The 24,976-nt window shown below is 64.5% G+C and carries 18 protein-coding genes; 4 read left to right on the forward strand and 14 right to left on the reverse strand.

Annotation, left to right across the window (positions count from 1 at the left end; all coding sequences use genetic code 11):
- The first annotated feature begins 1 nt into the window (after nt 1).
- Nucleotides 2-2,236 (forward strand): family 1 glycosylhydrolase, encoded by a 2,235-nt coding sequence (locus KOL99_RS02410; RefSeq protein ID WP_216508899.1) that lies wholly within the window; start codon nt 2-4, stop codon nt 2,234-2,236.
- Nucleotides 2,237-2,274: 38 nt separating this feature from the next.
- Here the strand turns inward: KOL99_RS02410 and KOL99_RS02415 are convergent, their stop codons facing one another.
- Nucleotides 2,275-3,390 (reverse strand): glycosyltransferase, encoded by a 1,116-nt coding sequence (locus KOL99_RS02415; protein ID WP_216508900.1) that lies wholly within the window; start codon nt 3,388-3,390, stop codon nt 2,275-2,277.
- 298 nt (nt 3,391-3,688) lie between these two features.
- On the opposite strand from KOL99_RS02415, the gene KOL99_RS02420 reads away from it, so the two are divergent.
- Nucleotides 3,689-4,807 (forward strand): methyl-accepting chemotaxis protein, encoded by a 1,119-nt coding sequence (locus tag KOL99_RS02420; RefSeq protein ID WP_216508901.1) that lies wholly within the window; start codon nt 3,689-3,691, stop codon nt 4,805-4,807.
- Between the two features lie 81 nt (nt 4,808-4,888).
- On the opposite strand, the gene extS is transcribed toward KOL99_RS02420, so the two are convergent.
- The 10 genes from extS to extH all read right to left on the reverse strand — a co-directional run bounded on the left by extS (nt 4,889) and on the right by extH (nt 14,982).
- A complete protein-coding gene (extS, locus tag KOL99_RS02425) occupies nt 4,889-5,701 on the reverse strand; it encodes a selenite/tellurite reduction operon c-type cytochrome lipoprotein ExtS (RefSeq protein WP_216508902.1) in 813 nt (270 codons plus the stop codon).
- Nucleotides 5,677-6,093 (reverse strand): selenite/tellurite reduction operon b-type cytochrome membrane protein ExtQ, encoded by a 417-nt coding sequence (gene extQ, locus KOL99_RS02430; RefSeq protein ID WP_216508903.1) that lies wholly within the window; start codon nt 6,091-6,093, stop codon nt 5,677-5,679. Before extQ ends, extS begins: the two co-directional genes overlap by 25 nt.
- Nucleotides 6,090-6,710, reverse strand: a complete 621-nt coding sequence (locus KOL99_RS02435) for a cytochrome b N-terminal domain-containing protein (RefSeq protein ID WP_216509388.1) — start codon at nt 6,708-6,710, stop codon at nt 6,090-6,092. Before KOL99_RS02435 ends, extQ begins: the two co-directional genes overlap by 4 nt.
- A gap of 103 nt (nt 6,711-6,813) precedes the next feature.
- A complete protein-coding gene (locus tag KOL99_RS02440) occupies nt 6,814-7,206 on the reverse strand; it encodes a QcrA and Rieske domain-containing protein (protein ID WP_216508904.1) in 393 nt (130 codons plus the stop codon).
- The gene (gene extO, locus KOL99_RS02445) at nt 7,161-8,417 is read right to left on the reverse strand and encodes a selenite/tellurite reduction operon b-type cytochrome iron-sulfur cluster-binding subunit ExtO (RefSeq protein WP_216508905.1); all 1,257 of its coding nucleotides are present in this window, start codon (nt 8,415-8,417) and stop codon (nt 7,161-7,163) included. The genes KOL99_RS02440 and extO overlap by 46 nt, the downstream gene beginning before the upstream one ends.
- Complete coding sequence (gene extM, locus KOL99_RS02450) at nt 8,371-10,221, reverse strand: selenite/tellurite reduction operon c-type cytochrome ExtM (protein ID WP_407931844.1); 1,851 nt, start codon at nt 10,219-10,221, stop codon at nt 8,371-8,373. Before extM ends, extO begins: the two co-directional genes overlap by 47 nt.
- Before the next feature lie 272 nt (nt 10,222-10,493).
- Nucleotides 10,494-11,837 carry a multiheme c-type cytochrome (seleno)protein ExtKL gene (gene extKL / locus KOL99_RS02460; protein ID WP_268898903.1) on the reverse strand — a complete coding sequence of 448 codons (1,344 nt, stop codon included), beginning with the start codon at nt 11,835-11,837 and terminating at the stop codon, nt 10,494-10,496.
- 74 nt (nt 11,838-11,911) lie between these two features.
- Nucleotides 11,912-12,232 (reverse strand): selenite/tellurite reduction operon protein ExtJ, encoded by a 321-nt coding sequence (gene extJ, locus KOL99_RS02465; RefSeq protein ID WP_216508908.1) that lies wholly within the window; start codon nt 12,230-12,232, stop codon nt 11,912-11,914.
- A gap of 67 nt (nt 12,233-12,299) precedes the next feature.
- Nucleotides 12,300-13,505 (reverse strand): selenite/tellurite reduction operon porin ExtI, encoded by a 1,206-nt coding sequence (extI, locus tag KOL99_RS02470; protein WP_216508909.1) that lies wholly within the window; start codon nt 13,503-13,505, stop codon nt 12,300-12,302.
- 58 nt (nt 13,506-13,563) lie between these two features.
- On the reverse strand, nt 13,564-14,982 hold the full coding sequence (gene extH / locus KOL99_RS02475; protein ID WP_216508910.1) for a selenite/tellurite reduction operon rhodanese-like protein ExtH: 1,419 nt from the start codon (nt 14,980-14,982) through the stop codon (nt 13,564-13,566).
- A 514-nt stretch (nt 14,983-15,496) separates the two neighbouring features.
- Here extH and KOL99_RS02480 point away from each other — a divergent pair.
- Nucleotides 15,497-16,420 (forward strand): LysR family transcriptional regulator, encoded by a 924-nt coding sequence (locus tag KOL99_RS02480; RefSeq protein ID WP_216508911.1) that lies wholly within the window; start codon nt 15,497-15,499, stop codon nt 16,418-16,420.
- A 188-nt stretch (nt 16,421-16,608) separates the two neighbouring features.
- Complete coding sequence (gene nifJ, locus KOL99_RS02485) at nt 16,609-20,325, forward strand: pyruvate:ferredoxin (flavodoxin) oxidoreductase (protein WP_216508912.1); 3,717 nt, start codon at nt 16,609-16,611, stop codon at nt 20,323-20,325.
- 56 nt (nt 20,326-20,381) lie between these two features.
- Here nifJ and KOL99_RS02490 read toward each other — a convergent pair whose 3' ends face one another.
- From KOL99_RS02490 to KOL99_RS02500, 3 genes are all read right to left on the reverse strand, one after another.
- Nucleotides 20,382-21,596 (reverse strand): MFS transporter, encoded by a 1,215-nt coding sequence (locus tag KOL99_RS02490; RefSeq protein WP_216508913.1) that lies wholly within the window; start codon nt 21,594-21,596, stop codon nt 20,382-20,384.
- 101 nt (nt 21,597-21,697) lie between these two features.
- Entirely contained in the window at nt 21,698-23,494 is a 1,797-nt protein-coding gene (locus tag KOL99_RS02495; protein WP_216508914.1) for a flavocytochrome c, read from the reverse strand.
- A gap of 44 nt (nt 23,495-23,538) precedes the next feature.
- Nucleotides 23,539-24,819: a porin gene (locus KOL99_RS02500; RefSeq protein ID WP_216508915.1), complete on the reverse strand. Its 1,281-nt coding sequence runs from the start codon at nt 24,817-24,819 to the stop codon at nt 23,539-23,541.
- Nucleotides 24,820-24,976 lie beyond the last annotated feature (157 nt).

Here is a 24,976-nt window from a genome sequence, read left to right on the forward strand (position 1 = left end):
CGTGACCGGGTCCGGCGGGCGGCGGCTTTTCCCCGAGCTTTGGGGCGGGGTCGAATGCACCCTGAACCGCATCGGGGAGCGCTTCCACAGCCAGATCGAGCTGAACGGCCACCTGGCGCGTCCCGGCGACCTGGAACTCTTCGCCACCCTGGGGATCACCGCGCTGCGCTACCCCGTGCTCTGGGAGATGGTGGCCCCCGACTCCCTGGACCGCCCCGACTGGAGCTTCAGCGACGAACGGTTGCCGCTCTTGCGCGGGCTCGGGATCGAACCGATCGTCGGCTTTCTCCATCATGGCAGCGGCCCGCGCTACACGAGCCTCACCGATCCCGCCTTCGCCAGCCTGCTCGCCCGCTACGCCGGCATGGTGGCCGCCCGCTACCCCTGGCTCACCTCGTTCACCCCCGTCAACGAACCGCTCACCACCGCCCGCTTCAGCTGCCTCTACGGTCACTGGTACCCCCATGGCCGCGATGACCGCAGCTTCGTCGCCGCCGTCCTCTCGCAGTGCCGCGGTATCGTGGAGGCGATGCGCGCCATCAGGCGCGTGATCCCTGCGGCGAGGCTGGTGATGACCGAGGACATGGGGAGGACGTCGTCCACGAGAGAGCTCGCGTACCAGGCCGACTACGAGAACAGCCGCCGCTGGCTCAGCCTCGACCTCCTGGCCGGGCGGGTGGACCGGGACCACCCCCTGCGCCTGTGGCTGTCCCAAAACGGCACCACGGAGGATGATTTCGACTACTTCCAGCGCTGCGACATGCCCCCGGACCTGATCGGGCTCAACTACTACCTCACCAGCGACCGTCACCTGGACGAGCGCCTGGAGCGCTACCCGGCGCAAACTCACGGCGGCAACCACCGGCACCGCTACGCGGACGTGGAGGCGGTGCGCGCCTGCCCGGAGGGGATCCTCGGGCACGAGGGAGTGCTCCGCGCGGCGTGGCTGCGTTACCGTCGCGAGGTGGCCCTCACCGAGGTCCATGCCGGCGCCACCAGGGAGGACCAGCTGCGCTGGTTCCACGAGGCGTGGCAGGCCGCGCTGAAACTGTGCCGGGAGGGGGTCCCGGTGCGGGCAGTGACCTCCTGGGCCCTGCTGGGATCGTTCGACTGGAGCGGGCTTCTCACCAGCATGGACGGGAGGTACGAGCCCGGCGTCTTCGACGTGAGCGGTCCCACACCGCGCCCCACAGCGTTGGCCACGGCCCTGCAACAGGTATCCCTCGTGGGTCAGCTCTTCCATCCCACCCTCACCCGCCCGGGATGGTGGCGCCGACCCGGGCGCCTGCTCGCCGGCTGCGCTCCGAGGCATGCCACGCCGGACCCGCCCCTCCCGGAGAGCGGAGGCGTGGTCGTGATCGGCAAGACCGGGACCCTGGGGCAGGCCTTCTCCCTGGTCTGCGCGAACCGCGGTCTCCCCTGCCATCTCCTCTCCCGCGCCGAGCTCGACATCACCTCGCGGGTATCGGTCGCCGCGGCGCTGGAGCGCTTCGCCCCGTGGGCCGTGATCAACGCGGCCGGTTTCGTGCGCATCGACGAGGCGGAGGGGGATGCCGTCACCTGCTTCAGGCAGAACGCCCTCGGCCCCGGGATCCTCGCCGCGGAATGCGCGCGCCGGGGCATCGCCCTGGTCACCTTCTCCTCCGACATGGTCTTCGACGGCAGCAAGAAAACGCCCTACCACGAGACCGACCCCGTTGCGCCGCTGAACGTCTACGGACGGAGCAAGGCCGAGGCGGAGCGCCGCGTGCTCAGGCTGCATCCCGGGGCGCTGCTGATCCGGACCAGCTCCTTCTTCGGCCCCTGGGACCGGTACAACTTCGTGACCGAGACCCTGCGCCGGCTGGCCCAGGGAGCGACGGTACGCGCCGCCTCCGACCTCGTGGTCTCCCCCACCTATGTCCCCGACCTGGTGCACGCCTGCCTCGATCTCCTGGTGGATGCCGCCCGGGGGATCTGGCACGTGAGCAATCAGGGTGCGGTGACCTGGGCCGAGCTGGCGACCTGCTGCGCCACCATGGCGGGGTTCGATCCGGCCGCCGTGTTACCCCGCCCCGCCTCCACCCTGGGATGGATCGCCCCCCGCCCCCCCTTCTCGGCCCTCGCCAGTGAGCGCTGGGCGGCACTCCCCCCCCTCCAGGACGCCCTCACCCGCTACTTGCGCGACGCCGCCCCGGACCTCCCGGCCCAACAGCTGGAGCGGGCCGGCAGCGGTGACACGAAAAAAGGCCCCTGAACGGGGCCTTCTTCTTTGCTCCTGCCTGGTTGGGTCCGCTACCGGTTCGGCGTCCGCGTAGCCGCCAGCAGCTCCTCCATGGCCCGGACCGTGGCATCCCACGAGGTGCCGGCCACCACCTCCCGCATCGCCCGCACCATGTCCCGCTGCTTCGCCCCGGACAGCGCCAGGGCCCCTTCGCACCCGGCGATGAAACTGTCGATGCCGTCGCCGATGAAGACCATGTCGCCGTACGGCTCGGCCACGTCGGTGATGGGCGTGCTCACTACCGGCTTTTCCGCGGCCATGTACTCCAATATCTTGGTGGGGCTGATGAAGCGGGTCGCCTCGTTCAAGGCGAAGGGGATCAGGCAGACGTCCCATCCCGCCAGGAAGCGGGGGAGCTGGGCATACTCCTGCTGGCCGTAGTAGCGGATGTTTTCGTGCTTGGGCAGGGTCTCCGGGGCAATCTTCAGCACCGGCCCGACCATGACGATCTGCCATTCCGGATGGGCGCAGGCCAGGGCGTCCAGCAGGGGGAGGTTGAGCCGCTCGTCCAGGACCCCGAAGTAGCCCAGGCGGGGGCGCGGCAGGGGGCGCTGGCTTTCATGCTCGATGCCGGGATCGCAGGCGAGACCGAAGTGGGCGGCGTCGACGCTGCTCGGGAAACAGTAGACCCGCGCATGGTGGCGCTGCTTGGCCCGGTACAGGCTTGGGCCGCCGGTGAAGACCAGGTCCGCCCGCTCCAGCAGGGCGCGCTCCCGCTCCGCCAACTCCTTGGGGGCATCCAGGAACCCGGAAAGCTCGTCCATGCAGTCGTAGACCACCAGGCGGGGCTCGAGGGTGGCCGCAAGCGGCAGCGCCATCGGGGTGTAAAACCAGGCCAGGTAGCGCTCCAGCCCTTCCGCGCGCAGGAGTTCGTCCAGGAGCGGGACCAGGCAGGAAAACTGTTCGTCGTGGTATCCCGGCCGCTGCACCGGGGTGTGCGGACGGCACACCAGCACCCCCGGGGCGGGGGTCGAGCGCTCCAGAAACGGCGCGGCCTCCCGGTCCAGCACCGGTTCCTCGAAAAAGACGACGCGGCGTCGTTCCGCCATGCGCGCCAGCAGCTGCTGCGGACGCTGGTAGACGAAGCTCCAGCGCAGGTGGGAAAAAACGACGATTGCTTCGTGCATCCCCGCCTCCTGTCGACGGCCGCCGCGTGGCTGCCGTGCGCCATGATATCGCTCCCGGGCATCTTCCCGGCTCAAAAACAACAGTAGAGGATTTTAACATGAGCTACGGTGAAGGGAAGTCGCGCAACGCCGGCGGCGCAAAGTCCCACGGCAAACGAGGTGATTCTCACGGTCTCACATTAAAGCTTTAGCCCGTACTGCCGATGAAGATACCTGACCTGTGCATCTCCCCGCGCATCGCCGCGCCGGGGCGAGCACCAACGAAGCGGCGCCCCGGCAGGCGCGAAGGGAGAACCTCATGAAACTTTTCGGCAACTCCTGCCAATCCAAGGTGGACGATCAGGCCGTGGAAATCGCGAAGATGGCCCAGATGCTCGACAACGTCGACAACATCGTCATGCTCTGCGATACCAGCCATGACAACAAGATCATCTACATGAACAAGCAGGCCCGTGCCCTGATGCAGCAGTTCCGCAGCCAGTTGAACGCGGGGCTGCGCGGCGCCGACGTCGCCAACGCCGAGGGGAACAGCATCCACCAGTTTCACAAGGACCCGGCCCGCATCCGGGGCATCTTCGGCGAACCGCGCGGCAGGATGCCGCACACCGCGGAGATCCCCATCGGCGAGGTCACCCTGCGCACCTCCACCTACCCCATCTGGGACAGCCGCGACCCCTCCAAGGTGCTCTGCTACATGGCCTGCTGGAACGACATCACCGCCGAGAAGGCGGTCGCGCAACACCAGCGCGACGCCATCGAGCGCAAGGAATACCTGGAGACGCGGGTGACCCAGATCGCCACCGCCATGGAGGAGATGAGCATGACGGTAAACGAGGTGGCGCGCAACACCGTCAACGCCGCCGACTCCGCCGCCGAGGTGGCCGGCAACGCCCGCGAGGGGCAGAGCGTGGTGAGCCAGGCCGTGAGCGAGATGCGCAAGGTAGCGGAGATCGTCAGGGATTCGGCGGGGATCGTGGGCAACCTGGGGGAAAAATCATCGAAAATCGGCGAGTTCGTGGCGGTGATCAACGACATCGCCGACCAGACCAACCTGCTGGCGCTGAACGCTGCCATCGAGGCCGCCCGCGCCGGCGAGCAGGGGCGCGGCTTCGCCGTGGTGGCCGACGAGGTGCGCCGGCTGGCGGACCGGACCGTCGCCTCCACCAAGGAGATCCGGCTCATGGTCGAGGAGATCCAGAAGGAAACCGTCCTGGCGGTGGAATCGATCGAGCGCGGCAAGAGCGAGGCCGAGGTGAGCGAGGCGCTCTCGCACCAGGTCGACAGCTCGCTCGCCAACATCGTCAACTCGATAGAGCAGATCGAACACGTCATCGCCCAGATCGCCACCGCGTCCGAGGAGCAGGCCGCGACCTCGACCACCATAGCCAGCAACCTCGAGGAGATCGTGCGCGGTTAACGAGTCCACCCCCGCCTCTCACCTCCTTGAGACGGGGGGGGAAAGCCCCGCCGGGCCCGGTACCCGGCGGGGCTGCTTTTTTTACAGCCCCTGGCGGCCCGCCAGAATGTTCACCAGTTTTGTCAGCTCTCCTTCCGGCAGGCGTATCGGTCGCATCTGGGTCCGTTCACGACTTTGCCTCGGGTTTTCCAGCCATTTTTTCAGTGCCCCTTCGCTCCAGCGCGTGCGCCCTGCGGCGGTCTTGGGGTAGAACTCCGACAGAAGGCCCGACAGGTTCGGGCCGATGGCACCGCGCCCCACCCCCCCCACGGCGCGGGTCAACGCTCGGTGGCAGTCGCCGCAGCGTTTCTCGAAGACGTTGTCCCGCTCGGATTTCCCATCCTGAAAATGCACCACCTGGGGCGACTCGTCCTTGCCTCGTCTCCTCTTGGCCTCGGCCTCCCGCACCCCCGCCAGCACCGCATTCACCAGGTCCGTTTTCTGCCGCTCGTCGAAGTGAAACTGGGGCATCAACAGCGCCGGGTTGCCGATCGCCTCAAAGATCCGCTGCGCGGTGGTCCCCGCCGGGAGCCGGTCCAGGTCCGCGGCGAGCCGGTTCCCCTTTCCCCCCACGATGTGGCAGCGCCGGCAGGCGAACTGCTCCACGAGGTCGCGCCCGCGCCGCGTGGGAGCTGAGCCGGGCACGGCGAACCAGGCGAAGCGTCCCGGCACCAGGTCGTGGTGGGCGATGCGCGGCCGGTCCGAGCGAGGGTCCCCGCCGTGGCAGGTGACGCAGCTTCCCACAGAGCGATAGTGCGCGGGGTGGCACTCGAGGCAGGACGGTGTCACCCCGTGGGCGGCCACCGGGGCCACCAGGAGCGCCAGGGCGATCAGAAGTGGGGTACGAACTGCCAATTGGCACCTCTGCAGAACAGGGCAACGAGGGTCAGCGCGAGCACCAAAACGGAAGCGGCGAGCGCCGCGCCGTTGACGGCCCGGCACTCGCGGGGGAGCCAGCGGGCGGAGTCCGGGGGCGTGGTGCGGGAAAGCCAGGGAAGGGCAAGGAAACAGGCCGCCAGCGCCAGCACCAGGTAGATGAGGTACTTCGAGTAGCTGACCAGCTCCTGGATCCAGAGCAGGAACCAGGCGGACTTGACCGGGTTGGGGACGCGGGCGAGATTCGCCTGTTCCTGCAGCGGGGCCGGGACCAGCGCGGCAAGGGCCATGAGGGCCAGCACCGTGAGGGCCAGCGCGGCCTTGATGAGCCGGAAGAAGTGCGGCGAACTCTTTACGTAGCCTCGTTTCATAGGTAGGGGAGCACCCCCTTGTTCTTCCTGATCCGGTAAAAGTGGAGCCCGCTCAGAAAGAGGAGCGCTCCCGGGATCATCAGGATGTGCAGCACGTAGAAGCGCAGCAGGCAGGCGGGCTCGCCCACCCCGTCCGGCACCAGTGCGGCGCGCAGCGCCCCGCCCAGCGGCATGATGTGCAGCAGCTCCATGCCGGTCTGGGTGGCCCAGAGGGCGAGCTGGTCCATGGGGAGGAGATAGCCGGTGTACCCCTCGAAAACCGCCAGGAAGAAGAGGGCGCAACCGACCAGCCAATTCAGCTGCCGGGGCTTTTGGTAGGCGCCGGTCAGGATGACGCGCAGGGTGTGCAGGACGATCAGCACCAGCAAGAAGTGGCTCGCGAGCCGGTGCAGGCTTCTCAGGTAGCGCCCTCCCCAGACCGAGGACTCCAGGAGGAGGATCGACGGGTAGGCCGCGGCCGGGCTCGGTTGGTAGTAGAAAAGGAGCAGCAGCCCCGAGGCGGCCAAAAGGAGCAGGCAGGTGAAGGCCAGCCCTCCCAGACAGAGGGTGTAGGAGAGGGTGAGGTTTTTTTGCAGCACCGCCCTCGGAAAGAGATGTTTGAGGAATTCCTCGATCAAATCAGTTGCTCCCACCGTTTCACCTGCAACACCAGCTTTGCCCGCTCCCGATTGATTCCCCCTCCCTTCGCTGGGGGGACCACGGGCGCATGATTATTCGCCCCTACAGTTGGACGTGATAGTTCTCTCCCACCAGCTGCACTTCGTACCGCGCCAGCGCCCGGTCGGCGGGCCCCTTCAGCACCTTTCCCTCGCGGTCGAACTCGGAGCCGTGGCAGGGACAGACCAGCCCGGAGGGGGTGACGTTGACCGTGCAGCCGAGATGCGTGCAGACGAGATCCAGGGCATAGACCCGCCCGCCCCGATCCAGGAGCGCGATGCGCGCCTCGCCGTAGACCAGGGCACCGTCGCGCGGGAGATCCCCCTTGGCCACGGTGAGTAGCGTCTTCCTACGCTTCCCCCTCGGGGTCAGGAACTTCCCCAGGAACCATCCTCCCGCCGCTAGCGCGATCAGCGAGCCGAGGAAGGTTCGACGTGATTGACCAAGCTCTGCCATTTTTCCAGGTACGCCCTCCGATAGGCCGTGCTTTTTCGATTGAGTTCCAGGTAGCGTCGCTCCGGGTAGAAGGTGCCGTTACTGACCTGCTGGCCGGTCGCGTCCCAGAACGAGGAAAGCGTCATCCCCTCGGCCTGCAGCTGGTAGATGCGCTCCTCCTTGGGCTCCCTCAGGAAACGGCGCGGGTTGTCGTGGCACCCCTCGCACATCACCGTGCCCCGGCGCACCGTGTGGGGGAAGAACGCCTTCCAGCGCGCCGCCAGGAGTAGGTTTTCGTCCCAGACCGCCCGGTCGTTCCTGACGTCGGTGAAGTAGGCGATGAACTCCGGTCTGATCGGGCTCACCTTGCCCCGCCCGTTCAACCCCAGCGGCGGCGCGTCCTGGCGCCGCAGGTAGGCGCTTTTTAGGTACTCCTCCGAGCCCTGGTCCCGCCGCAACCCGTAAAGCTCCTGCGAGGGGCTGTTGCTGAAGCGCAGGAAAAAGGTGCCGTACTCCTGGGCGGCCCAGGCGGAGTGGCAGGCCCAGCATTCCATCTTCTCCAGGTGCGCCGCGATGCGGTGCTCCGGCACGCTTTGCTTGGGCTCATGGCAGTCCCGGCACCCCTTGGCCGCCTTGCGCCCTGCGGCGAGGCTCGCCATGGAGTGGCAATCGCCGCAGGTAAGGCCCGCCTCCGCGTGCAGGTCCGGGGTCATCTTCAGGTACGCCTCGCCGTAGGCCACCTCGCCGCGCTGGTAGCGCATGCTGTCCTCGCGCGGCGCCATGCCGTAGTAGTCGGTGCCGACGAAATACCCTTTATGGCAGGCGAAGCAGTCGCGATCACGGGGCTTGCCGATGTCGTGCCCCTTGGCGGCATGACAGTCGGTGCACCCCTTCAAGTGGCACGCGCCGCAGTTCTTGGCGAAAAAGCCCCGGTCCGCCCGGCCGTAACTTGCCGCGACAAAGTCGAGCTCGCCCCGCCGGCTCCCCATGGCCTGGGCGAAGAGTGCCGCGTACCCCTTGTGGCAGCCGACACAGCCGGCGGCGCCGCTCTCCCGGGAGGCGGGGTTGGCCAGGGTCCTGGTCTCGTCCAGGTGACAGGAGAGGCAAGGGATCCCCCGGTGCACCCCCTTGACCACCTTCTTGTGGCAGACGGTGCAGTTCTCCCCGGCCAGCGCGAGCGCCGCGCTAAGGAGCAGGAATAAGGCGACGATGCAGCGCATCATTGAGCGCACGATGGTCCAGCTCCTTTCGATAAATGGGGTCGGCCGCCTTGTCGTGGCAGACCAGGCAGAGGTTCACGGCCAGGGCGCGCCGCACCTCAGCGGCGTCGAGGGGACGGGAATGCTCCCGGGTGATGGCCGAGTACGCCCGCACCTTCCCCTCCTGCAGGGTCAGGAAGCCGTCCAGCGGCTTGTCCGCCGACTGCTCGCAGATCATGGTCCCCTCGATGTTCCTGCCCGAGACCACGTGCTGCCCGAAACCGAGGAAGGCGGGGTTGCCGTGGCACTCGCCGCAGCCGATCGCCTTTTTGCCGGTGTTGTGTGAATAAAAGGGGGCGAAGCGGAGTTGCTGTTTCCCCCTGAAGCGCGCCACGTACTCGTTTTTGGAGAGGCTCCCGTCCGGCTCCACCACGCTCACGAAGGTCTGGCACCCGGGCGTGACCGTGGAGATCCTGCCGCGCTGGTTCAGGGCCAGCGGGAAGGGGTAGAGCATGCGGTAATCCTCCTTCTCGCTGAAGCGCCCCGGCGTCGGCACCCCCTTCACGTAGTCCATGGCGGACCGGGTCTTGTCGTAGCTCGTGTGACAGCCGTAGCACTGGACCACGGTGCGGCTGTGGCAGGAGTAGCATTCCATCCGGCCGTGGCCGACCACGGTGTGCTCAGCCGTGCCGGTGATGACCCGGCTCTTGAAGAGCCTGCCGCTGCGCTTTCCCAAGACCCAGACCGCGCCGTCCTTGTAGAAGACGTTGGAGTAGGCGCGCCCCTTGGCGGTCAGGATCATCTTCATCCCCTGCCGCATCTGCATCCGGTACCCCTGGGACTCCCGGAGTGCCTCGTCGCTTTCACTGGCGATCTCACGGTAGCGCGGCGGCTTGGCGCCGCCGTGGCAGTCCTCGCAGGCGATCTCGGTCTGCAGGTACATGTTGCGATAGGAGTAACCGTCCCCCATCAGGTCGCGGGAGGTGTGGCAGTCGATGCAATCCATTCCGGCCGCGAAGTGCACGTCCGGCGCGATGCGGGTCAGGTTCCTGTTGCCGCTGGCAAGCTGCCGTCCCGGAAGCCCGAAGCGGGTCGGCACCAGCGAGTTGTTGCCGTCGTTAAGTCCCTGGTAGGAATAGGCGATGCGCCCGCTTCTGTTGTGGCAACGGGCGCAGACCTCGTTGCCGGGAAGCCGCTCCATGGCGTGGCTCGCCGCGTAAGGGCCCCGCCCCCGCACGGTGGCGTCCCCCCCCCGGTAGGTGGCGCGTTCGTCGTAGGGGAAATGGCAGGCGGCGCACCCCGAGGCGTGGCTCGCCCCGTAGACCTCACCGCTCTCCCGGGCCACGTGGCACTGGGAGCAGAACTTACGGTACAGCTCCCCGGAAACGTGGTCGAGTTCCTCCACCGGCTTGAGCCGCAGCGGCTTGCCGGCGGGATCGTAGACCTCCCCGGCGCGGCTGGCGTACTCCCCCTCTTCCGGGCCTTCCCAGGTGAGCCGGATGTTGCGGATCATCCCGGCCGTCGTGTACATCAGGTTCGACTTGACCCGGTCCAGCTGGTATTGGTGACAGGAGCCGCAGCTCTTGTCCCAGTGCTCCGGCGCGGAGGGATTGCCGCGCCCCAGCATGCCGCGGTGGGCAATTTCCTTCCCGGTAGCCCTGGCATCACCGCCGTGGCAGGCGACGCAGTCGCGGTGCGTCGCCGAGGCGTGCTCGATGCCGGCGTGGCAGGTGAGGCAGTTGTTGGCCGGTGCCCCCTTGGCAATGCACCCGGCAGCGAAAAGGGCAGCCAGCAGAGCGGCTTTGCGGGTAACACGGGACCAGCCTGATGGCGCCACGCTCCCCGCCCCCGGAGGGGGAGGGCCAGGGAGGGGGAAATCCATCTTGCCCGCATCCTGCGTCCCCCCTCCCGACCTCCCCCCTCCGAGGGGAGGAACTGGGTATGTTTCTCGGTCTGTAACCTTCATATCGCCCGCTAACTTTGCACTGAACACCCGCGCATTATAGTCAAATTACAACCATTCTCCAAAACCTTTCATGAGCAATGGACAAAAAAAGCCGGCATCACGTTGGATGCCGGCCATTGCAAAACCAGGAACCTTCTCTGTGCCTACTTACCGCTCTGACTGATGCTCACCCTCTTGGTGAACTCCTTCCAGACGAAAGGATCGCTGTTGGGGGTGCCGAAGGGGAGATAGGTCAGCTTCACTTCCACGTCGAGGTCGTACGCTGCGGGCTTCTCGACGGTCTTGCCGTTCACTTCCACCTCTTCGAGGGGATAGAAGATTTCGAAGCGCTCCTTCACCAGCTTGCCCGGGGGAAGCCCGGTGTCCTCGATCAGGCCGCTCTTCTCGTAGGGGCCGCGCCCCATCCGGTCGCCCCTGGCCAGCTGTTGCGGGACCGGCATGTAGATCTTCTCCTGGTTGAACACTTCCTTGCCGTCTTTGGTCTTACCGATTACCGACAGAACCAGTCGGTTAGGGGTCGGTCAGCCGTCGGGGATGGAATGCCCCGCCTTGTTCAGCATCTCGACCTTGACCACGGCCCGGGGCCTGATCTTGGCGCCGTCGCGCCAGTAGTACCCGAACGCTTCGGCCTTGAACTCGACCGCCTTGTCGCTCATGGCCGCATCACGGTACGACTGGATGTTGTGGCCAAGCTTGGAGTTTTTCATGTGGCAGTCCTGGCAGTTCTCCTGCCCCACCTCCGCCTTGTAGGTCCAGAGGTAGCTGCCGTACGAGGTGCAGCACTGGGTCGGCTCGTCGAGCTCCAGGTTCGGCCCCAATCCGTGGCACTGGCCGCACTGGATGGCCTGGTCCATGATCGGGCTCTTGGCCATCTTGGGGAACTTGTCCGAGGGATGGTCGCCGTCCTTGGAACCGTATACCACCCCCGCCTTGGGATAGCCGTCCTGCCACTTGTGGGTGATCGCGTTCCGGTTATGACAGACCAGGCAGTTGATGGAGACGCTTTTCAGCTTCTCCTCGAGCTTTTTGGCCCCCTCCTTGTCCTTCTTGGCCCGGGCCTCCTTCCACCCGTAGAGGGTGCTGACCAGCTCCTGGGCCACCGAGTCCTCGGCGTCGGCCAACTGCGGCAGGTGGCACTTCGCGCACCCCATCAGGTGCTCGACCTTGACGTCCTTGGGGCTTTTCACCCCCGAATAGGGCTCCTCCATCAGGCCGTTCTCGATGGTGGTCATGATGGTCATCGCCGTGCGCGCCGTCCCGAAGAGGGAGCGCGAGTGGATCGATTTGGAGGCCTGGTCATGCTGCTCCTGGTGGCATTCCACGCAGGAGCTCGAGTCGTACATCTTGGCCAGTTCGGCGAGCGTCTTTGCCTTTCCCGACTTGGCCGCGATGGTCTCCTGCCAGCCGATACCGGCCTTTCCCGCGAAAGAGGGTGCCGTCAGCACCCCCAAAACAAGGGCGGCGGCAAGGCCACCCCGCAGAATCATTGTGTTCATGGGTACTCCCGTTCAGCCGATGATTTGCGACTGCGGGCGCCCGGCCACGCGGGGCGCCCTTTACCTTAGCAACCCTGCAGTTCGTCCCCTTCGCACTCCGTGATCGACACCGGGGCGTCCACTTTCATCTTCTCCGCCTTGGCCTTGCCGAACTTCAGGGTCACCTCGTTCCCCTGCACGGCGAGCACCTTGGGTGAGCCGCCGGCGGCCGAGACCATGGCGCCTTTTTTCACGAACGCCGGGGGAGCCCCTTCCAGGGTCACCGTGACCTGCTCGCCATCCACCTTGGTTACCTTTCCCTTGGCCGGTCCAGCCGCGAAGGCAATCGCCGCCAGGCTCATTATCGCCAGGGTCGTCGCCGCTATCCGTATCGCTTTAGCTAACATCGCTTTTCCTCCTGTAACCCGAGGGGGACTGGCACCTGGCGGAGCCAGTCCCCTTGGTTGTCTGTGGTTAGAAGATTACCTGGAGCTGCGTCACGTAGGTCATGAAGTCCTCGGTCCCGTCGGCCGTGGTGCCGCTGCCGTTACGGAAGCCGGTGGAATTGGCCTCGAAGGTGAGCTTCAGGTTCTGGTCACGCAGGTAGTAGTTCATGCCGCCGCCGGTCCAGAATATGCGCTGGTTGTAGATGCCGTTCAGGTTGGCGAACTTCCAGTTCTCATGGCGCACGAAAAGCTGCAGCGGGATGTTGGGGAGCATGTAGCCGGCCTTGACGTAGTAGCCGTTCTTCTCCCCGTTAATGCCGACCACGTTAAGGTCGGGATTGTCACCCAGGTAGGCGTGGTCGAGGTCGATCTTCTCGTAGGCGCCGGAAGCGGTGAAGGTCCCCAGCCCGTCAACCGGGTACTCAACGAAGCCGTCGAAGGTCCACGCCTTGTAGTCCTTCTTGTCGGTCTTCAAGACGGTGTTGCCGTAGGCGACGTCCGGCTCGAACTGGTACGCGGCCCCGAAGGTAGCGACCTTCTTCTTGCCGAGGTAGGTACCCTTGTAGCCGTAGTCGTTTTCGGGGTCGAGCAGGGTCACGTGGGCGCGCGCCGAGTAGCGGAAATTCGAGGCCGGTGCGGTTTCGCCGGAGACCGCCTTGCGTCCTTCCATGGCGTCCAGCCGGTACTGGAACATGTCGTTGAAGAGGTTACCCCATACCGCGACGCCGGTGTCGCGCGTGGTCACGTAGGGGGCGCGGATGAAGAGCGAGCGGTCCAGGGTGAGGGGAGCCTCGCAGGCTTCCAGGTTCTCGCGGGAGAGGTTGTACTTGAACTTGCCCACGTTCACCCGGAAGGCGTTGTCGATCTTGAAGCGGACCACCGCGTCCAGGAGCTGGAAGTTGGACCCCTGGTTCTCTCTGGCCACGTCAAGCGGGGTCAGGTTGGGGTCATCGGTGTACTCGGTCTGCACGTAGATCGACATCATGTCGCCGTACTTGCCCATGAGGGCCAGGCGGTTACGGCGGAAGTTGAAGTTCATCGTGGTGTCTTCGTTGTTGTCTCCGGAGCCGATGTCCCTAAAGGTCATCTGGAACTGCCCCTTGTAGTCCAGTTGCAGCGCCCCCTCGTCGTTGGGGCCGAAGGTCATCCTGGGACCGGCAAAGGCGGTGCCGGCCATAAGCACAATTCCCAGCGTCATCCCGGCGACCGTCGATATCTTAGGCATTTTCAGCATAGATCACTCCTTTTCGTTGTAAGTCAGCCCCCGCAGGAGCTCAGAAGCCCCATAACCGCTAGCAGCCGCCACCGCCGCTGCCGGAACCGCCCGAAGACGGGGCGCTCACGGTGCTGCGATAGGCCCGGTCCGCGGTCTCGATCTGGTTTCCTTCCGCGAAGCTCGGCTCGACCGTGTACACCCGTGCGCCGTAGTCTACGATGATGCGCTGGGTCGTTCCAGTGTGGAAACGGCTCACGTTCCAGGTCAGGTTGTCCATCAACGCGGTGGTGTCCCAGATCGAGCCAACCGCCAGCTTGCCGCCCGCCGGAACGGTGGCGCCTGCGGTATTGACCGCGGTGTGATCCGAAGAGGCGAGGAGGTTCCATTGGCCGTAGGAGCCGTCATACCACTTCACTTCCACGTTCGGGTCGTTGTAGTAGGCGATGCCGTCAAGGGCGAAGAAGCCTACCGATGCATAGTTGCCGGCCCGGCAGAAGGAGATGAAGGTCCTGGTTGCGTCGCGGCCTGCCGCGCCAAGGGTGGCCACGCCGTCGGTACCCAATGCCGCTGCGAGATCCGCTTTTATGGTGGCGGCATCCTTGAAATTCAGCGTCCCCGCCGGTGAGACCATCGCCGGAGCGCCATAGGAATATGATCCCTTGATGGCGCCGTCAAACGGTGTGTAGGCGTTGCCGCTCACAAGGAGGTCGGTGGTTGACGAGACGGTGGCCAGCGGGTTGGTGGCGCCGCGCACGGTGTCGACCAGGGTGACCTTGCCGGCATTGCCCGCGACGATGCCCTGGACATAGGCGATCATTTCCGGGAGGGAAACGCGCATGTCCGTGTTGACCCTGGTGGTGCCGTTCTGAGCCACGCCGAAGCTCGATCTGGCGACGGTGGGAACAACCTTGGTCAGCGGGTAACCAGCAGCGACCCATCCCGCGTTACCCCCCTGCAGAACCTTGAGCCGGTTCTTGGGGAACCCCCAGTAGCGGAACGTCGTGTAGGCGCGGGCCACGTTGACCGTGTTGGTTGCGTTGTTGGTGAAGACGACGGTGGTGTTGCCATCGATGCCGGCAGTCTGGATCAGGGTGTCCATCGCGGCCCCGGTCAAGACCATGCTGCCGGTGACGTTGAAGGGTCCCTCGGCACGGGTATTGTCCATGAAGGCCGCGGATCCCGCTGAAAGGAGTTGGGCTCCTGGGATGTGCCCAACGGTGTTGTATTTATTGGATGTGTCAGAGTCGTTGTTGGAGACATCGAGAATTACAACCCGGTCATATCCCCCCTGCTTGTTCACCAGGCCGGCATCGACCCACCCCTTCAAGTCGGCCGCGGTGATCAGCGCGGTAGCGGTCTTGGTCGTAACTGCCTTCTCTGCGGGAGTGTCATAACTGGTGCCCCCGCACCCCCAGATGCTGAGCGCCGCGACGGCCATCAGACCGAGCAGCGAGAACAGCAATACCCTGCTCTTTTGCATCATCTTTTCCGACATACAACCTCCTTTGGATTGGGTAAATTGTGGCGTTCAACAGGGCTTAAACTTTCACTCCTCCTTTCCACTCAATTAGCACTGTCAAAGAAACCCGCCAAGAACGTTAAAATATTTTCGTTTTGTGTCAAGAATGTTGCTTTGATGACTAAAGGAGCATGGAGATAAACTAAAGGGAACTGAAACACTGGCAGGCGCAGCATCCGCCATGGCACACGCTGCCATAACAACCCATTCTTTCGTCTTTTTATGTCAGACCAAGGTTAGCGATATCGTTTGCAACTGCGCCTTTGCTTCTTCGCAGTATGGGGTAAACTACTCAAGTGAAAGTTTTTCATAGGATCATGCGCAATACGCATGGTAATTAATTGAATTTAAGCCTTGGTTCTGACTGTGGAGAGGTATTCCTAAATTTCGCTGTTGCAATCTATATAAGTTTTTTGCAATATGCACAAACGACATATTCTCACACGGTCTATGCGTCTTTCGCATAGCCAGCGCCGCCGGGTGACCTCACATGGATTTCACCAATCTGAAAACCCTTGTAGTCTCGGTTGAATGCGGCAGCTTTTCCAAGGCTGCGGAGATCCTCTGCGTCACCCAGTCCGCCGTCTCCCGCAGGATCAAGCTCCTGGAGGACCACTACGGCCAGCTCCTTTTGGACCGTTCCGGGCTCGCGCTGAAGCCCACCGCCGCGGGGCATCTGCTCGTCGCGAAGGCGCGACAGGTGCTGAAGGTGGAACAGGAATTCCTCAACGACCTGCAGGCACTGGCGCGCAAACGGAAGATTTCCTTCTGTTGCACCGCCCCTTTCGGCATCTCCTATCTCCCCGACATCTTCACGCGCTTCATGTCCCGCAACTCCGAAAGCAGCGAACTGAGCTTCGTTTTCGACATGCCCGAAGGGGCGCTCAAGGGGCTGAAGGAAAAGCTGTACGACCTGATTCTCATCGAATTCTGCGAGGACCTGAACCTTGACGAATTCGCCGTCTACCCGCTGCCGGACGACGAGATGGTCTTCGTGAGCGGGCCCGGCTTCGGTATCGATGCCAAGGTGGTAGATGTTGAGACCATGCTTGGGCAACGCCTGTACTGCAAGAAATCTGGCTGCTGCGCCCGTCGCTTCCTGGAAAAGAGCATGCACGGCATCGGCCGGGACGCGGCGGAGTTCCGCAACACCGTCTTCTTCGACGACATACCCTTCATCATCAAGGCGGTCCAGGCGGGAGAAGGGGTCACCTTCATCTCCCGCAGCCTGGTGGCAGCGCACCTGGCCGACGGTGCGCTGCTCAGCCACCACGTCGAGGGGTTCGCACCGGCCAGGCCGCGGCGGCTGGTCCTGGAGAAGAACCGGAGCCTCGATCCGACCCTGTTCGACCTGATCGAGGGAATCTTCCAGAGGTTCTCGCTCACCCCGCCCCCTGAGTTGGCACCACGCTGAATTCTCGCTCCAGATTGCATCTTCCCCCACCCCCCATCCACCCCGCTTGGCCCCGCTCCGCTCTTCCCATCCAATAAATTAGTGGTAGCATATTAACCTTCATTATTGACACCCTCTCTGCGTCCCCATTATCGCGGACCGGGCCACCGGGCGGGTGCAGCCATCTCTTGACAAGGGGGACTGTTCACATGAGCGGAACCAGGAAAACGATGGACGGCAACACGGCGGCGGCTCATGTCGCCTACGCGCTGAGCGAGACGGCGGCCATCTACCCGATCACTCCGTCCTCGACCATCGGGGAAGTGGCGGATGAGTGGGCGGCGGAGGGGCGAAAGAACATCTTCGGCCAGGTGCTGAACATCAAGGAACTGCAGTCGGAGGCGGGTGCGGCGGGCGCCGTGCACGGCTCGCTGGTGGCGGGGGCGCTCACCACCACCTTCACCGCGTCGCAGGGGCTTTTGCTGATGCTTCCCAACATGTACAAGATCGCCGGGGAACAGCTCCCGGGTGTGTTCCACGTCTCGGCGCGCGCCATCGCCACCCACGCCCTCTCCATCTTCGGCGACCACCAGGACGTCATGGCGGCGCGACCCACCGGCTTCGCCATGCTCTGCTCGTCATCGGTCCAGGAGGTGATGGACCTCGCCCTGGTGGCGCACCTGGCCGCCCTGGAGGGGCGCCTCCCCTTCCTGCACTTCTTCGACGGCTTCCGGACCTCGCACGAGGTGCAGAAGATCGAGGTGATCGATTACCAGGATATGGCCGGGCTGGTGAACCACGAGAAGCTGGCGGCCTTCCGCAAGAAGGCGATGCACCCGGAGCACCCGGAACTGCGCGGCACCGCGCAAAACCCTGACATCTACTTCCAGGGGCGCGAGCGTGCCAACCCCTTCTACCAGGCCCTGCCGCAGATCGTTACCGAGACCATGGAACGGGTGGGGCAGTTGACCGGCCGGCACTACCGGCTCTTCGACTACATCGGCCACGCCGAGGCGGACCGGATCATCGTCACCATGGGTTCCTCGTGCGAGACCGCCGAGGAGGTGGTGCAGCACCTGAACGTGCAGGGCGAGAAGGTCGGCCTGGTCAAGGTGCGCCTGTACCGCCCCTTCGACTCCGGCGCCCTCCTTGCCGTCATCCCCCCCACGGCCGGAAAGATCACCGTGCTGGACCGGACCAAGGAGCCGGGCGCCCAGGGGGATCCGCTCTACCAGGACGTTTGCACCGCCTTCCTCGAGCGCGGCGGCAACATCCCGGATCTCTACGCCGGGCGCTACGGGCTGGGCTCCAAGGAGTTCCGTCCCGTACACGTGAAGAGCATCTTCGACAACATGAACGGGCGCCCCGGCAAGCGCCACTTCACGGTCGGCATCACCGATGACGTGAGCGACAGCTCGCTCCCGGTCGGGGGGACCCTCTCCACAACGCCTGAGGGAACCATCCAGTGCCGCTTCTGGGGCATGGGGGCCGACGGGACGGTCGGTGCGAACAAGGCAGCCATCAAGATCATCGGCGACAACACCGAGCTCTACGTGCAGGCCTACTTCTCCTACGATTCCAAGAAGTCCGGGGGGATCACCGTCTCCCACCTGCGCTTCGGCGAGAGCCCGATCCAGTCCACCTACCTGGTCGACGCGGCCGATTTCATCTCCTGCCAGAAGGCCCCGTACGTGCAGATCTACGACCTGCTCGAGGGGATCAAGGAGGGGGGCACCTTCCTTTTGAACTCCCCCTGGAACAGCGTCGAGGCGATGGAGGCGAACCTCCCCGCCACCATGCGCCGCGCCATCGCCGGCAAGAAGGTGCGCCTCTACAACGTGGACGCCATCAGCATCGCCCAGTCCGCGGGGCTTGGCGGGCGCATCAACATGATCATGCAGACCGCCTTCTTCAAGCTTTCCGGCGTCCTCCCCTTCGAGCGGGCCGTGGAACTCTTGAAGGACTCGATCCGCAAGGAGTACGGCAGGAAGGGTGACCAGGTGGTGGAGATGAACCTCGCCGCGGTCGACCTCGCCGTCGAGAACCTGGTCGAGATCTCCTACCCCGACGCCTGGCGCGACGCGGACGACCAGCGCGGCACCGACTTCCGCCTCAACCAGCGGATGCCCGACTACATGCGCGACATGGTCTTCCCGATCCTGCGCCAGAAGGGAGACGACCTGCCGGTCTCCTCCTTCGCACCGGACGGCGTCTTCCCCTTCTCCACCGCGCGCTACGAAAAGCGGGGCGTCGCCATCAACGTTCCGGAGTGGGTCAAGGAGAACTGCATCCAGTGCAACCAGTGCGCCTACATCTGCCCGCACGCCACCATCCGCCCCTTCATCGCTTCCGAGCAGGAACTCGCCGGCGCCCCGGAAACCTTCCAGACCATCCCCCCCAACGCCAAGGAGTTCAAGGGGATGGGATTCCGGATCCAGGTCTACACCCTGGACTGCATGGGATGCGGCAACTGCGCCGACATCTGCCCGGCCAAGGTCCCGGCGCTGGTGATGAAGCCGATCGAAACCCAGTCGGCGGTGCAGGAAGAGAACCGCAAGTTCGCCGAAACACTCTCCCCCAAGGGGCACCTGGTGAAGCGGACCACGGTGATCGGGAGCCAGTTCCAGCAGCCGCTCCTGGAGTTCTCCGGCGCCTGCTCCGGCTGCGGCGAGACCCCGTACGCGAGGATCATCACCCAGCTCTTCGGCGAGCGGATGATGATCGCCAACGCCACCGGCTGCAGCTCGATCTGGGGCGCCTCGGCGCCGGTCTCCCCCTACTGCGCCAACGCCGAAGGGCACGGCCCCGCCTGGAACAACTCGCTCTTCGAGGACGCCGCCGAGTTCGGCTTCGGCTACCACATGGCGGTATCCCAGCGCAGAAGCCTCCTGGCCGACCAGGTGCGCCGCGCCGTGCACAGCCTGCCGGAAGGTGAGCTCAGGGAGGAACTGTCCGCCTGGCTTGCCGGCATGATGGATCCGGAGCTCTCCCGGCGCCACGGCGACCGCCTCAAGGAGCTGCTCCCCAGGGCGGGAGACAACGAGCAGTTGCGCGAGATTGCCGCCGCCTCTGACCTCTTCACCAAGAAGTCCATCTGGATCTACGGCGGCGACGGCTGGGCCTACGACATCGGCTTCGGGGGCCTGGACCACGTCATCTCCACCGGCGAGGACGTGAACCTCCTGGTGATGGACACCGAGCTCTACTCCAACACCGGCGGCCAGTGTTCCAAGGCCACCCAGCTGGGCGCCATCGCCCGTTTCGCCGCCGCCGGCAAGCGGACCTCAAAGAAGGACCTGGGGCGCATGGCCATGACCTACGGCTACGTCTACGTCGCCTCCATCGCCATCGGCGCGGACAAGAACCAGACGCTGAAGGCGATTACCGAGGCCGAGGCCTATCCCGGCCCGTCGCTCATCATCGCCTACTCCACCTGCATCAACCAGGGGCTCAGGAAGGGGATGGGGAAATCGATCGAGGAGAGCCAGCTCGCCGTCAAGTCCGGCTACTGGCCGCTGTACCGCTACAACCCGCTTTTGAAGCTGGAAGGGAAGAACCCGTTCATCCTGGAGTCGAAGAAGCCGGATGGTTCGCTGGCCGAGTTCCTGTCGGGAGAGGTGCGTTACCAGGCGCTGGAAAAGCAGAACCCGGAGGTGGCGAGGCGGCTGCGCGAGCAGATGGAGCAGGAGGCGATGGAGCGTTTCCGCATGTTCCGTGACATGGCGGATTGGCAGCCGAGCAAGGGGGACGTACCCAAGGAGGGCGGACGCAGCCACGAGCACGTTCCCGCCGCAGCGGGAGCCGCCGAGGAGCCGGCGCCGGTCTGCGTCAGCGCGACGAGCGACCCGCGCTACAGCCGGCCGGGCGAGCCCGAGGAGGAGTGTGACGACGGCCGCGCCGGGATCGACAAGAACATCAAGGAATGACGCATAGGTAGGAAAATGTGGGGCGGTGCGAGGTGGCAGTGGCTGGTTCTGGCACCTCAAGCCGCCCCTGCAGTGCTGGCGGCCGCCCCCTCGCCGCGGCGCATCTTTTCTCTGGCGCTCCCGGCGGCAAAGAGCAGTGCCGCCGCCAGGCCGATCCACCCCGCGCCCTGGAAGACGGCGGCAAGCCCGAAGCGGCTTTGCAGCCACCCGCCAAAGAGAGGCCCCACCACGAACCCCAGGTTCAACGACGTGTTGAAGATGCCCACCGCGACTCCCGTTCCGTGACGCTCCCCCTGCTCCAGCAAAAGCGCCGTGCTGGCAGGCTGGGACAGTACGCTGCACAGTCCGATCCCTCCCCCCAGCATGAGCACCTGGTGGAATCCCTGGGCCACCGGAACCAGGAAGTAGAGCAGCGACACCGAAACCCCGCCCAGCAGCACCAGGGGCTTGCGCGGCAGCCGGTCGGAAAGCCACCCTGCCGGTCGCAGCAGCGAGGTGATCACGAGGGTGCTTGAAGCAAGCACCATCCCGGTCTGGGTGCCGCTAAGCCCCAGCCGCGCGTCGAGGAGAATGGGGAGAAAACCCGCCAAGAGCGAGATCCCGCAGCCCCTGCCGAAGATGAACGCCAAGAGCCCCCCCATGGTGCCGTGGCGCGCCGCCTCCAGTGCGGCAGGCAGGGCCGGATGGGCCGCCACCCGGCCCGTAGCGATAGCGGACTGGGCCTGCGCCGGTATCTGGCGCATGGCGAGCGTCAGCGCGAAAAGGCACAACAGGGCAAGGCAGGAGAAGATGCCATAAAAGCCCCACAGATCGTGCAGCACCCCACCCAGCAGCGGCCCGACCCCGACGGCGAGGTAGAAGGATATGTCGAAGGTCCCCGCCGCGCGCCCCTCACCTTTGCGGCCGCCCACAACCGCGACGAGGGAGAGCATGACGGGCCTGAACATGGCGCACGCAGCGCCCTGGAGCAGGCGCAACAACGCGATGAGCGCGAGCTTGGAACAAAAGAGATAGCCAAGGGAGACGAGAAGGTAAAGCGTGAGGCTGAGCGTGGCGGCACGGCGGGCACCGATGCGATCGACGCATGCCCCCATGACCGGGCTGAAAACGATCTTTGAAAGGGAGAACAGCAGCAGTGGCAGCCCCAGCAGAAGACCGCGCCCCCCGATGGAGAAAAGGTAGGTGGAGAAGAAGGCATCCGCTATGCCGAACCCGAGACTGGTTGCGAAGTTGATCAGAAACAGCGACTTGAACAGCTTTCCGTTTTTCATGTCGGTTCCCTGCTTCCGGTCACGCTCCGCCCCGGCTGGCGCTTCGAAAAGCGCCCTGCGTACCAGTGACGCAGGGCGCTTTCGTTTTTTGAGCGAAGTGGTTACTTCTCGTTCTTGATGAAGCTTGCCGCGTTGCTGCCGGCGATCCTGCCGAAGACCACGGTATCGGTAATGGCGTTGCCGCCCAGGCGGTTCCAGCCGTGCACGCCGCCGGTCACCTCGCCCGCCGCGTAGAAGCCGGTGATCGGCTTGCCGTCCTTGGCTATCACCTGCGCCTCGGTGTTGATCTTCACGCCGCCCATGGTGTGGTGGCGCCCCGGCTTGACCCAGATCGAGTAGTACTTCGGACCGTCGACGGGACGCGGGATGTCCTGACGCTGGAATTCGGGATCCTTTTTCGCCTCGAAGGCCTTGTTGTAGGCGGTTACCGTGGCGGTAAGCGCATCGGCCGGCACACCCATCTTGGCCGCGAGGCCGGCGATGCTGTCGGACTCCTGCACCAGCCCGAGGGCGATATAGCCGTCGATCTGGACGTTGCTCTTGCGGGTGCTCTCGCCCAAGACCAGGAAGGCCGACTTCTCGGGTTGCGCCAGGATGGCGGCGGAGGCCTTGTCGCGGGTGGTGAGCTCGTTGACGAAGCGCTTGCCGGCGTGGTTCACCAGGATGGCGCCGCTGCCGCGCACCGTTTCGGAGATCAGCACCTTGGTGTCGCCCCCCATGGTCGGGTGAATCTGGATCTGTTCCATGTCGATGAGCTTCGCGCCCACTTTTTCGGCGAGGAACATCCCCTCGCCCGTTGCCCCCGGCTGGTTGGAAGAGGCGGTTTCCTTGAACTGGGGCTTGTAGAAGCCCACCAGCTCGTTGTTGGCGGCGAAGCCGCCCGCGGTGTCGATGACCGCTTTGGCGTTGATGGTGTACACGCCGCTATGCTTCCCCTTCACCTGCACGCCGGTGACGCGCCCCTTGCCGTCGGAGAGGATCTGCACCACCTCGGAGTTCACCCTGACGTCGATGTTGCGCTTGGCCGCGTTGTCACGGTAGACCTTGATCAGGTGCGGTCCTACCGCGGCGCCGCCCACGGGACGGTGGGTGCGGTCCACCGCGACCCCGCCCGAGCGCACCAGGTCGGTCATGTCGGCCCCGAGCGACACCAGGAAGTCGACCGCATCGGCGGACTTGTAGGCGAGGATCTTGACCAGTTCGGGGTCGTTCTTGTCACGCCCCCCCTTCATGGTTTCCTTCACCATCTCGGCCGGGTCGTCGTGCATCCCGAGCCGCTCCTGGTAGCGGGTCCTGGCGGCGTTGATGCCGCCGGCCGCCAGCATGCTGTTGCCGCCGGTTATGGGCATCTTCTCCAGCAGAATCACCTTGGCGCCCGCGTCGTGGGCGGTGATCGAGGCCACGTACCCGGAGCCGCCGGCACCGATCACGACCACGTCGGTGGACTCGACCCGGTTCGATTTCAGCTCCTTCTTGCCGGGGGCCGATTCCTGCACCCATTTCTTGTCGGTCGATTCCTTCTCGGTCCCCATGGCGGGGATCTTCATGGCGAAGCTGTGGCAGTAGTTGCAGTACGCCTTCGAGGCGGCATGCCCCTTGTGGCAGGCGGTACAGTTGGTCTCGCCGAGATGTGACTTGTGCGGGTTGATGTGCTCCTTGGTCTTCGCAGCCAGCTCTGCGAAGCCGCCATGGCACCCCTTGCAGTTCTTGTTGAGCGCCGTCTCGCTGTCGTCCACGACAAGCGATTTGCCGTGGCAGTCGGCGCAGGTTACCTGGTTTTTCTTGTGCACCCCGGAGAGGAAGGAGCTCTTGTTTGAGTCCTCCGCCCAGGCCGCGGATGCCGCGATGAACAGGGCCGCTGAGAGCAGCAGTGCCGGTACGATAGTTTTCCGTTTCATTTTTATCTCCTGTTGATTACGTCGTCGTTGTCCTGGCCGAGCCCTTAGAAGAGCAGCTGCACCTGGGCGCGCGCCACGAGGTCGTCAACCTGGCCCTTGTAGGTGTGGCGGTTGCCGACGTCACCTTGGATCTTCAGGTTGTTGCCGTAGAGGAAGTAGTTGACCGCACCCTGGATTTCGGAAATGGAGTCGTTGGATACCTGGCGGTTGGGATCCATCCAGGCGTAGCGGAGGGCAAGCTCCAGGCGCTGCGGGATGACGAAGTAGCCGGCCTGGACATAACCGCCCTTGGCGATCAGCTCCTTGCCGGAAGTTTCACCCACGGCTTTCCCCCAGAAGTATTCGCCCTGCATCGACGCGCCCAGCCACTTGCAGGCGAAGTCCGCTTCCCAGGAGTCGACGCTGATATCCTCGGCAGCCTTGGTGCCGAAGTATTTCGCCTTTACCGCGGTACCGAGCCAGCCGTTGGCGTCGGTCACGAAATTGGAGTTGTTGTTGTCGATGGCGGAAGTCGCCGCGGCCCCGGTTCCGGATACCGTCTTTTTCACGGTATTGAGGTAGTAGCTGCTTCCCAGCGAGACCAGCGGCTTCTTGGAATACTCGAGGTCTCCCTCACCGTACTTCATGTCGCCCAGAGGGTTGAAAGCCAGCCTGAAGGCGTACGCGTTGTCGCCGGTTTTGTTCTTGGTATTCTGGCCGGCGCCTCCGAAGACCCCCGCGTCGTACTTCACGACGCCGGTCCAGAGATCGCCATGCAGGTTGATACCCGTATCGTACCCCTGCATGAAGGCATTCCTCACGAAGGAGCCGTCCACGAACTGCTGAGCGGTGTTGGAGGTGATCCACTGCCGGGAGTACTGGATCTTCTCCTGTCCGAACATCACCTGCAGTTCGTCGGCGACGCGGTACTTCATGTTCACCTCTTCCATCGCCTTGGAGTTCTCCTTCACCACGTTGGCCCAGTTGTAGGTGGCCTTGTAGGTGAGGTCCTTGGTGAAGGCGTAGCCGCTCAGGAGGGTCTTGACGCGCCGCAGGTTGAACTGGCTCACGTCCTGCTTGTTAGGCACCTCGTAGTTATCCAACTCGTACTGCGCCTGTATCTGGCCGCCCAACTGCAACTGGAACTTCTGGTCCGGGGAGGTGAACACGAACCCCTTGCCCAGCTTGTAATCCAGGGGCTGTGCCTTTGACGCTTCCTTGTACTCAGCCTCCGTGATGACACCTTTCTCCTTCAGGATATCCTCCAGGCTTTTAGCCTGGGCATCATTGCCCGCCGCCAGTACCGCCAGAACACCTGCCATCGCCAACGTCGCCTGTTTTTTCATGATCCTCTCCTTCTCAGTGTGAGGGCGTTCGCCCCGTAACAGCCTTTGACTCATTAGAGCAGGATCGGTACCAAGAACAGCCAACAGACGTAAGTCTTCGTTATCGTTGATCAAAACTGGGCATCGAGGGTGGGTCGGGACGGCAAACCGCTATAGC

The organism is Geomonas azotofigens, from assembly GCF_018919395.1.
GTDB classification, from domain to species: domain Bacteria; phylum Desulfobacterota; class Desulfuromonadia; order Geobacterales; family Geobacteraceae; genus Geomonas; species Geomonas azotofigens.

Bases quoted from the DNA above. Each gene is read 5' to 3' on its own strand.
- KOL99_RS02500 (WP_216508915.1), bottom strand. From the start codon at position 24,819: ATGAAAAAACAGGCGACGTTGGCGATGGCAGGTGTTCTGGCGGTACTG.
- KOL99_RS02415 (WP_216508900.1), bottom strand. From the start codon at position 3,390: ATGCACGAAGCAATCGTCGTTTTTTCCCACCTGCGCTGGAGCTTCGTC.
- extI (WP_216508909.1), bottom strand. From the start codon at position 13,505: ATGCTGAAAATGCCTAAGATATCGACGGTCGCCGGGATGACGCTGGGA.
- KOL99_RS02490 (WP_216508913.1), bottom strand. From the start codon at position 21,596: ATGAAAAACGGAAAGCTGTTCAAGTCGCTGTTTCTGATCAACTTCGCA.
- KOL99_RS02480 (WP_216508911.1), top strand. From the start codon at position 15,497: ATGGATTTCACCAATCTGAAAACCCTTGTAGTCTCGGTTGAATGCGGC.
- KOL99_RS02440 (WP_216508904.1), bottom strand. From the start codon at position 7,206: ATGGCAGAGCTTGGTCAATCACGTCGAACCTTCCTCGGCTCGCTGATC.
- extH (WP_216508910.1), bottom strand. From the start codon at position 14,982: ATGTCGGAAAAGATGATGCAAAAGAGCAGGGTATTGCTGTTCTCGCTG.
- KOL99_RS02495 (WP_216508914.1), bottom strand. From the start codon at position 23,494: ATGAAACGGAAAACTATCGTACCGGCACTGCTGCTCTCAGCGGCCCTG.
- nifJ (WP_216508912.1), top strand. From the start codon at position 16,609: ATGAGCGGAACCAGGAAAACGATGGACGGCAACACGGCGGCGGCTCAT.
- extJ (WP_216508908.1), bottom strand. From the start codon at position 12,232: ATGTTAGCTAAAGCGATACGGATAGCGGCGACGACCCTGGCGATAATG.
- KOL99_RS02420 (WP_216508901.1), top strand. From the start codon at position 3,689: ATGAAACTTTTCGGCAACTCCTGCCAATCCAAGGTGGACGATCAGGCC.
- extQ (WP_216508903.1), bottom strand. From the start codon at position 6,093: ATGAAACGAGGCTACGTAAAGAGTTCGCCGCACTTCTTCCGGCTCATC.